The sequence below is a fragment of the Pseudomonas sp. NPDC089428 genome, assembly GCF_044749325.1.
GTDB lineage: Bacteria > Pseudomonadota > Gammaproteobacteria > Pseudomonadales > Pseudomonadaceae > Aquipseudomonas.
In genome coordinates, this window is record NZ_JBIVHT010000001.1 from 66,826 (window position 1) to 74,809 (window position 7,984).

Genomic DNA, 7,984 nt, shown 5'->3' on the forward strand with positions numbered 1-7,984 from the left:
TTTGTGCGCTGGAAGGTGTAGCGCTTAGCAGAGGCAACTTTTAGCCACCGCTTGACAACTAACCATGAACGGAAAATTTCTTGGATAACTATATATGCCAACAGTAACCACATCAAGGCTCCCTGCCCCCACATCTTGGGACGAATTTGAAGATATTTGCAAAACTTCGTTTGGTCTCAGGTGGGGCAATCCTAATTTGTCGAGGCATGGCCGGCAAGGGCAGCAGCAAGATGGCGTAGATGTCTATGGGCACGATAGCGATAAACTATTTGTGGGTGTGCAATGCAAAAATACGACTAGGACAATTACCGAGCAACTTATTACAAGTGAGTGCTCGAAGGCGGAAAAGTTTACACCTACGATACAAACGCTTTACATTGCAACTACTGCGGAGCGCGATGTTCATATTCAAGCTTTTGCAAGAAAATTGTCCATCGAGAGGGTGGCGGATGAAAAGTTTCCTGTAGAAGTGGTCTTTTGGGCAGATGTAATATCCGATTTGGCAAAAGATGACACTGCGGTGCGCCAGCATTTTCCTCAGTTTTTTAATCAAAATACTGTAACGCAGGCAGATTTGATTCGCAGCAAGGATGTGTCAAATCTGATGGCCGTTCTCCAAGTGCTTGATTTGACCTCCATCGCGGATCATTTCCACTATGGGGCGAAATACATTCATTGCTCAGTTCTTGAGCAGTATAATCAACTCGTCGACGTACAAAGCAGAGCAACGTTTAAAGTTCACGATGAAACATTGTTTGCGGCACTGAAAAAGATGACGGAGGAGTGGCGGCAATTGAATGTGTTAATTCACAGTGCGCCTTATGATCTTATTCCTCAGCGCAATGAGCTTAGCTTCATTATGCCTTTGGATTTTTGCAGAAATAAGGAAGAAAATGATTTGTACGAAGAAATTGATCAGCAAATCAAAGGATTCTTAATCGCGGTAGGGGTATTTTGTCGGTTTGTTAACGAGACCTACCATGAGGTGAACTTGGATGAAACCAGCATGATCGCCAGACGTCTTTACAATTGAATGGTGGGTTTTTATTGTTGGGCCTGGACCGGGCACTGCAAATTATAAATTTTCAACGTTGTAGAGCTAAGAGGGGGCAAGTGGACATCAAGGCCAATCCTTGATTGGAAGACAGTGGCAGCTCCTTCCCCCAACAGCTCTCGATAGGGGCAGCTATGGGTCGTTAGCTGCCCTTGCCAAGGGCCGGTCCGGGTTGATCGTCGACGATGTCGACGGCCACCGGCACCTGGCCAGGCCAGGTGCAATCTCCCGGTTAGCCGGCCCGAAGCGTCTTGTTCAATTGCGCACACTCCTTGCGGGCAGCCTCCCGCTGCTGATCCAAGTACTGCGCCAGATCGGCAATATGAATGCCTCGTGCGCTCTTCTGGCTTGTTTCGAGCCTGGTGATAGGGAGCTTGATCTGTCCGGCAAGAACCTTCCGCTGAAACATGTCAGGGGTGAGGTGGGTGAAGTAGTCGGTGCACACCTGGGCGATTGGGATGATGGCGCGTCCGTTGTATTGCGCCATTAGCATGAATGCAGTGTTCATGGCTTGCGCCCTCGTATGATGATGAAGCCAGTTGCTTGACGGGTTTAGGAGCATTGGTCGTGATTGCCCTTCACGCGAGCCTTACCGCAGATGTCGCAAATGAACGACATGGCTGATCGCCCTGGCGACCCTGATGCTCGTGTGTGCCCTCGGTGCCCGGGCAGCCTGGGTGTGGCAGGCCAATGTCTATGGGAAGCAGCTCGCCGAACAAGCCGACGACTACGGCAGCCAGCTGGCTGAGAAGGACCGTCTGCACGGCCGTGAGCGTGAGGAGGCTGCTGCAGCTGCGCTCGACCAGCTGGCCGAGCAGCAGAATGCACGTCGCGCCCTGGAGGCTCGCCTGCAGGATCAGACCAAAACGCACTGGAAGGAAATGAACGATGCTCAACAAGCTCAGGCTCGCCTGCGTGGCCGGCTTGCTACCGCTGATCTGCGGCTGTCAGTCCTTGTCGACGCCGGAACCCTTGCCGCCTCGGGTTGTGATGGTGGGGTGCGAGAAGCCACCTGCACCGCAGGCGTGGTACATGGAGCCGTACGTGCCCAACTTGACCCAGCGCATGCTCAACGAATTGTTGCCATCACCAACGAAGGCGACCGAGGACTAATTGCGCTTCAGGCGTGTCAGAAATATGTTTCTGAGGTGCAAAAGTAAAAGCTCTACTTCAGGAGCTTATCAATTTTATATGGATTTTGAGGGCGGCGCGGATATATGGTTTTCGTGGCTCTGTCTTTTGCGAAAACGATTGCGCAGTTAAAAATTAACAGTATAAATGCGCTCGCGTAGGTTCTAAATAATTCACTCGGGGTGGCAGAGATTATTTCGGTTGTGTGGACCAGGTATAAACAGCCCATAGCTGCCCCGATACCAGTTCTTGATATTGTCAGAAAGCCTGTGCCAACTTCACCAATAATTTCATGAATGTATTCAAGTTTCTGGCGGCTTGAGTCATGGCTAAGTCGAACACCTATTTTAATTATTATGACTAGCGCGTATAGAAATAGGATATAGAAATAATATTTCATCAGCTGATTTCCAGCAAGTAACGCTTTTAGCATTTCATTTACGTCACTTTCCTTGTTGCTGAATATCACAACGGGGAGGGCGCCCAGAAAAATAGGGAGAGGTATTTCTGTTTTTAGTTTGCTTATAAGCTCAAAGAAATAGCTCTTTAGAACTGTTATATTATTTTTGACTAAATTTTCCATATGGCCCCTATGATCTAAGACTTAAAGGAGCGAGCCGAGAGGATGCGTCAACATCCGGCCCGGCCCGCCGAACCCGCAGGCCCTTCCTGCAAGTCCAGCCGTGGCTCCTGCCTTGTGCACAAAGCGCGGCGAGCCTATCACCTGTTTATCCATACAGTAAAGACTTGCATACCTATGACCTCTCCAATCATCCCCTGGATAGGTGGCAAACGCCGTCTGGCCGACCGTTTGATCCCCCTCTTTCCCCCTCACGAATGCTATGTCGAAGTCTTCGCTGGCGGTGCCGCGTTGTTCTTCATGCGTCCCCAGCCTGCTCCGGTGGAGGTGCTGAACGATCTGAACGGTGACCTGGTCACCCTTTACCGCGTTGTGCAGAACCACCTGGAAGAGTTCGTGCGTCAGTTCAAATGGGCGCTCAGCTCTCGCCAGATCTTCGAGTGGCAGAAGATGACACGCCCCGAAACCCTCACCGACATCCAGCGCGCTGCCCGGTTCTTCTACCTGCAGCAGCATGCCTTCGGTGGCAAGGTCACCGGGCAGACGTTCGGTACCGCCACTACCGGGCCGGTCATCAACCTGCTGCGCATCGAGGAAAATCTGTCCGCCGCCTGGCAGCGCCTCGCCGGTACCTACGTCGAGAACCTGTCCTGGCTCACCTGCGCAGAACGCTATGATCGAGCGCACACGTTCTTCTACATGGATCCGCCTTACTGGCAGACCGCCGGCTATGGCGTCAACTTCCCCTTTGAGGAGTACGAGCGCATGGCCGACTTCATGCGCCGGTGCAAGGGTAGGGTGATGATCAGCATCAACGATCACCCGGACATCCGGCGCGCCTTCGACGGCTTCCACTTCGAGTGCTTGGATATTCGCTACAGCAACACCAACCAGCGTCAAGGCAAGGCGGAGGTGACCGGAGAACTGGTGATTACAAACTGGGAGCCGGCATCTCTGGGCGGATTGTTCTGAGCATCATCCAGCTAAAGCTTCGCGAACCGTTCCATCCTGTCACAGAGTGCAGCACGCCCGGCGCTTAAACTAAGTACACTGGGCTGGCACTCAATATGCGGAGCTGAACCGATGAGCGAATCGAAGCGCGACCCGCTGCAAAAGTACCTGGTGGTTGATGGTCCCATTAAGGGGCGCATGTTTGATCATCCCGACGATCATTTCTACATGGCCCAAGTGAAGATCCCAGGCGATCGGACCGAGGCAGTCCAATCCATACCGCGTGTGTGCTATCACCTGCGCGAGCGTGATGGCGAGCTGGTGTGGAGCTGCGAAGCGCCGGAATGACTCAGCCGGCGCAGTGCCAGTGCCCTGCGCGTAAGTAGTGATGTGTTCAATGGAGGCCCCCGTTTCGCAAGAGGCGGGGGCCTTTCTTTTGAAAGCGTCACCCAAAACGACAAAAATGGGCGACCGAAACCGGTAAAATGATTTCGGCGCACTCCACCCCTCACATTCGCATGGAGCCAACCCGTTGGCTTAACCCCCCTGCAAGGAACCTGACCGATGACCACGATCTACCACGGCCCGAAAGACCTGGCTGAATCGCTGCAAGCGCTGGAAGACCTCGCGCTGCCCGCCGACCTGCAGAATCAATTGAGTGACGTCCTGCGTGCGCTGGACGGCGCGCAGGATGTGGCCAAGGTAAATCATTACCTGGATGTGGCCGGTGGGTTGGCTGCGGGGCTTCGAATGACCGACGGGGAGAGTGTCGAGCGAGCCAAGCGTGTCAACGCGATTTTTGAGGCGCAGGCCAGCCATGTGCGGCGGGAGCTGATGAACTGATGGCCGCCGTGTCGCCAGCGACCCAGCGAAACGAGGAGCCGCGTTTTGCGTAACGATGAGTTTCTGCCCGGCCTGGTCCTGCCGGCCGGCTACCACGGGGTGCTGCGCCGGCGTCTGGCCGAGGTCGACAGCGCCGACATGGCGGTCAATTGCCTGATCGCCCAGGCCCGTGCCAAAGGGGATAGTGGAAGGCCTGGAGCTGGTCAAGGCACTGGACAGCGCGCGCATCGAGCGTCTGTATCAACTGGTGCTCGACGCCGCCACGGCGCGCCTGGCGGTGCTGCAGCGCGAGGGCGGCGCATGATCGGCCAGGCCGTCGACAGCAATACCCTGCGGGTGCTGGTCAGCACCCTCTAGGTACGCGGCCTGCTCTTCGAGCTTCGACCGGTAGGAGTGGGCTACAAAATTGACAAAGTGCGGCAATGTTGGGGCCGGTTTGTGAAAGGCAGTTACTGTCCTGATGATTTTTACGAAAAATATAGCGAGGCTAAGAGCATCTTTTTTCGAAAAACCGTTCCGCTGCTGCCAGGGCCCTCTTTTTAATCTCCTCAGATAACCATGGGATTTTACCTGCGACAACTATTATGACGGCCTTAAGGATCATCATAATTAATTCTTTATTTTCACAGATGGCATCTTTTGAAAGAGTGTTAATCTCGCCGGTATTTGCAGCGATGTAATCGTCCATTTCTTTGTTAATGGTTTTGATTTCCGCGTCTGATAGTTTCATGGGATGTCCTCGGTGCGCCAGGAATAGGAGGTAAGGTGGCTGGGCGCAAGCCATCATTTGTTCATTAGAGTTAAATCTAATGAGGTGTTGCGTGGTGCTTTTGTTGCAAGCGCAACAATTAGGTGTCGGCAATAATTTCGGATAGGGCGACGCCGGTTTCTAAAGAGATGGCAATATCGGTTCGTCGCTCAATTTCCTGTATGTCATCGATTTCGCCGTCATGTAGAACTTGGTCGGCGCTAGCGCTAAAAACTCTCTCCATGTTCTCGTCTCCAGTGCTTCTTACTATCTTCGGTCGAAAATCCGGACCGCTTGAGCCCCATGCTGATATCAGTTTCTTAACTGAACCTATCCGGACGCCAACATAAAGAATCATTGAATCTCGAATCGAGCAACCACCATCTCGACATGCATGATAAAACATTCGATCAGCTGCACGACGGCTACCGATGCCGCTACGGGCATCAATGCATGCCTGGTCGTGAACAAGTGCAGCTCTTCTGTAGTCACCTGTGAATGGGGACCCTATCAACGTCCAAAGCGGGCGCGGAATGGATGCTCCATCAGTTCTCATGTGGATAGGCGCTGTCCAGCGTTTTCCGTTACTATCTTCATACCAAAACTCATGAATAAGCGTCATGCCTTGGTCTGGGCCTACGTCAACAGTCCAAACGGTCTGAGGGTCTTCAGAGAATTTACCACTCATAGTGGGGCCTCATGTCGAAATAATTCAGCGAAACTCTTCTCTTGTATTCCTTAATCTAGATCAGCTGTTGAAGATGTAGCTTGCGCAATATAGATTATTTCTAACTTAACGCTATTCTGTTTTATTATAAATATTCACGTGGCGTGCGGGACCTCAAGTTCCCGTGTTTTTTGAGCTTGGGCGTCTTTCCAGTTGCTGGTCCAGCACAATTGCTTAGTGTTTAATCAAGATTGCGCTGAGATTCGGTGCGCTTGCGCCCTTGAAGAGTTTTCATTTTGGGATTGTTAGGGGCGGACCTAAATTATCCTCGCTGTCGCACTTTGATTTGAGTGCGTTTTGATCTCTTTCACAGCTTCAGGGCCGAGTACTTCGAGGGAGGTGGCCAAATAGGGGGGAGGCTCCAAAACCATAATTATTGATTTTACTTCGGGCGATTCTTCGCTAAGTGGCCGCTCATTGCTGTCGCTGATGGATAGACGTCCATGACGTTTTGTCTCTGTAACCGTTCTTCATTGTATGCGAGGTTATCCCCCCCCCCCCCCCCCCCCACACACACACACACACATCGTGGGGGTGGTTTTATAGTTGGTGCTTAATTTCCTGTAATCGAATAGCTAAGGTTCTGGTAGTGGAGTGCATGTATTAGAATGGCAGCGTTGTAAGTTTTCCGAAGTCAGGGTCGCTTATTGGGATCTTCCTCAAGAGTCCGGGCTTGGTTTTTATAACGATGTTAGCAGCGTTCGCTGACTCAAGCCATCCGAGGCTTTTTCCGCTTATAAATAGTTCTTCGCCGAGCTTTACGGGTTCTTTGTTAATTTCGAATGTGGTGGCGCCGAGTCTCTTGATAGGGGCGTCTAGAATTTCATCTAGCGAGACGTCAGGGTTTGAAGAACGAGATGATTCAAGTCGGGTGATGCGTCTAGATATGTCTTTTAGCGATTCTAGTATGACGCTGGTATCGTTTGAAAGCTCCACTTTTTGAGGTAGTGGGGCGGCACTTCTTCCTAATAGCTGGAGCATGGAGTTTACATCGTTACGGGCAGCTGCAGTTTCCTGTATTGAGTTCTGAATACTGGCTATGTCTGCAGTTACTTCATCGATCCTCAATGTGTGGCGATACTCAATGGTTCTGAGTCCTTGGATGTCGAAAATTCTTGGTGTTTTCTTATCCTTGATTAGCACTGTTGGAAGGTTGAATGCTTGTCGCACTCCCAGCTCATAAAGAACATTTGGATTTCTACCGCTGAGGTCGCAGATAACTATGTCGCTTTCGATAATCTTTTGCAGGATATCGATAATAATATAATTGCTTGATGCGACTACGTCGGCCCTGTGAGCCACATATCCAGCCTGCAAGCATGCGGGTTTTATCAGATGCTCATAAACTCTTGAGAAATGGCCATCATCATAATCGTCCATGTTTGCAATGGGCATAATGGTGAAGCAGGACTTAACAGGTCGCCCTTTGTCGTCATCATTAGACTGATCATTTTCAACAGGTTTTTGCGCTTTAGCTGTCGCAGCCATTAAATCTTCCATCCTCATATGCGGTACCAGCACCACAATGCGTGGCAGGTAGTTGAGTATAGGCGAAGATAGCAATTGGCCACGACCAAGGCAACGTGTTCCTAAAGCGGACAACCTTATCGTATAAAAAAATCGCTACGAAGCTATTTAGAGTGCCTTTGATGTCTCGATTTACGAGACGTTAAGGAAGAATGGGCCCACTCGATCATCGTGCATCGGTGGTGCCTGGCAAATCAGATGTTGTGAAGCCATCAGCTTGGCCTATCTATGCCAATGCTGAAAGGCAAAAAGGCGCTCAAGTCCCATTATTCGGGGCTTGGGCGCCTTTGCATGTTACTGCTCCAGCACAACCGGTAAATATTCGAATGCTCACGAACTCTGGATTTGCGCCGTCGGTATCAGTGTGTCCAGCTGCTGCCATCTTCACCGTCGGTATCAGCCGTATCCAGACTGACAGCTATA

Annotated in this window: 12 protein-coding genes; 7 read left to right on the forward strand and 5 right to left on the reverse strand. The window is 51.3% G+C overall.

The genetic code is table 11. The features are described 5' to 3' along the window. Positions 1-94 precede the first annotated feature (94 nt). Complete coding sequence (locus ACIPZ5_RS00305) at positions 95-1,033, forward strand: hypothetical protein (RefSeq protein ID WP_400805823.1); 939 nt, start codon at positions 95-97, stop codon at positions 1,031-1,033. Between the two features lie 253 nt (positions 1,034-1,286). Here ACIPZ5_RS00305 and ACIPZ5_RS00310 read toward each other — a convergent pair whose 3' ends face one another. After that, complete coding sequence (locus ACIPZ5_RS00310; RefSeq protein ID WP_400805826.1) at positions 1,287-1,562, reverse strand: pyocin activator PrtN family protein; 276 nt, start codon at positions 1,560-1,562, stop codon at positions 1,287-1,289. 133 nt (positions 1,563-1,695) lie between these two features. On the opposite strand from ACIPZ5_RS00310, the gene ACIPZ5_RS00315 reads away from it, so the two are divergent. Further along, positions 1,696-2,214, forward strand: a complete 519-nt coding sequence (locus tag ACIPZ5_RS00315) for a lysis protein (protein WP_400805829.1) — start codon at positions 1,696-1,698, stop codon at positions 2,212-2,214. Positions 2,215-2,219: 5 nt separating this feature from the next. Here the strand turns inward: ACIPZ5_RS00315 and ACIPZ5_RS00320 are convergent, their stop codons facing one another. Then, entirely contained in the window at positions 2,220-2,768 is a 549-nt protein-coding gene (locus ACIPZ5_RS00320; RefSeq protein ID WP_400805831.1) for a hypothetical protein, read from the reverse strand. Between the two features lie 174 nt (positions 2,769-2,942). Here ACIPZ5_RS00320 and ACIPZ5_RS00325 point away from each other — a divergent pair, with 174 nt between their 5' ends. From ACIPZ5_RS00325 to ACIPZ5_RS00340, 4 genes are all read left to right on the forward strand, one after another. Beyond that, entirely contained in the window at positions 2,943-3,737 is a 795-nt protein-coding gene (locus ACIPZ5_RS00325) for a DNA adenine methylase (RefSeq protein ID WP_400805832.1), read from the forward strand. Positions 3,738-3,848: 111 nt separating this feature from the next. Next, the gene (locus ACIPZ5_RS00330; RefSeq protein ID WP_400805834.1) at positions 3,849-4,064 is read left to right on the forward strand and encodes a hypothetical protein; all 216 of its coding nucleotides are present in this window, start codon (positions 3,849-3,851) and stop codon (positions 4,062-4,064) included. A 216-nt stretch (positions 4,065-4,280) separates the two neighbouring features. Continuing rightward, positions 4,281-4,559 carry a hypothetical protein gene (locus ACIPZ5_RS00335; RefSeq protein ID WP_400805836.1) on the forward strand — a complete coding sequence of 93 codons (279 nt, stop codon included), beginning with the start codon at positions 4,281-4,283 and terminating at the stop codon, positions 4,557-4,559. Between the two features lie 169 nt (positions 4,560-4,728). Further along, positions 4,729-4,863, forward strand: coding sequence for a hypothetical protein (locus tag ACIPZ5_RS00340; RefSeq protein ID WP_400805839.1), 135 nt, complete (start codon positions 4,729-4,731; stop codon positions 4,861-4,863). 183 nt (positions 4,864-5,046) lie between these two features. Here ACIPZ5_RS00340 and ACIPZ5_RS00345 read toward each other — a convergent pair whose 3' ends face one another. The 3 genes from ACIPZ5_RS00345 to ACIPZ5_RS00355 all read right to left on the reverse strand — a co-directional run bounded on the left by ACIPZ5_RS00345 (position 5,047) and on the right by ACIPZ5_RS00355 (position 7,522). Continuing rightward, positions 5,047-5,289: a hypothetical protein gene (locus ACIPZ5_RS00345; protein ID WP_400805842.1), complete on the reverse strand. Its 243-nt coding sequence runs from the start codon at positions 5,287-5,289 to the stop codon at positions 5,047-5,049. A 118-nt stretch (positions 5,290-5,407) separates the two neighbouring features. After that, positions 5,408-5,995, reverse strand: a complete 588-nt coding sequence (locus ACIPZ5_RS00350) for a DUF1353 domain-containing protein (RefSeq protein ID WP_400805843.1) — start codon at positions 5,993-5,995, stop codon at positions 5,408-5,410. 642 nt (positions 5,996-6,637) lie between these two features. Continuing rightward, positions 6,638-7,522, reverse strand: coding sequence for a hypothetical protein (locus ACIPZ5_RS00355; RefSeq protein WP_400805846.1), 885 nt, complete (start codon positions 7,520-7,522; stop codon positions 6,638-6,640). 191 nt (positions 7,523-7,713) lie between these two features. On the opposite strand from ACIPZ5_RS00355, the gene ACIPZ5_RS00360 reads away from it, so the two are divergent. Continuing rightward, the coding region (locus ACIPZ5_RS00360) for a hypothetical protein (RefSeq protein WP_400805848.1) at positions 7,714-7,984 on the forward strand (271 nt) is incomplete at its 3' end.

Bases quoted from the DNA above. Each gene is read 5' to 3' on its own strand.
- ACIPZ5_RS00305 (WP_400805823.1), top strand. From the start codon at position 95: ATGCCAACAGTAACCACATCAAGGCTCCCTGCCCCCACATCTTGGGAC.
- ACIPZ5_RS00310 (WP_400805826.1), bottom strand. From the start codon at position 1,562: ATGAACACTGCATTCATGCTAATGGCGCAATACAACGGACGCGCCATC.
- ACIPZ5_RS00315 (WP_400805829.1), top strand. From the start codon at position 1,696: ATGCTCGTGTGTGCCCTCGGTGCCCGGGCAGCCTGGGTGTGGCAGGCC.
- ACIPZ5_RS00320 (WP_400805831.1), bottom strand. From the start codon at position 2,768: ATGGAAAATTTAGTCAAAAATAATATAACAGTTCTAAAGAGCTATTTC.
- ACIPZ5_RS00325 (WP_400805832.1), top strand. From the start codon at position 2,943: ATGACCTCTCCAATCATCCCCTGGATAGGTGGCAAACGCCGTCTGGCC.
- ACIPZ5_RS00330 (WP_400805834.1), top strand. From the start codon at position 3,849: ATGAGCGAATCGAAGCGCGACCCGCTGCAAAAGTACCTGGTGGTTGAT.
- ACIPZ5_RS00335 (WP_400805836.1), top strand. From the start codon at position 4,281: ATGACCACGATCTACCACGGCCCGAAAGACCTGGCTGAATCGCTGCAA.
- ACIPZ5_RS00345 (WP_400805842.1), bottom strand. From the start codon at position 5,289: ATGAAACTATCAGACGCGGAAATCAAAACCATTAACAAAGAAATGGAC.
- ACIPZ5_RS00350 (WP_400805843.1), bottom strand. From the start codon at position 5,995: ATGAGTGGTAAATTCTCTGAAGACCCTCAGACCGTTTGGACTGTTGAC.
- ACIPZ5_RS00355 (WP_400805846.1), bottom strand. From the start codon at position 7,522: ATGGCTGCGACAGCTAAAGCGCAAAAACCTGTTGAAAATGATCAGTCT.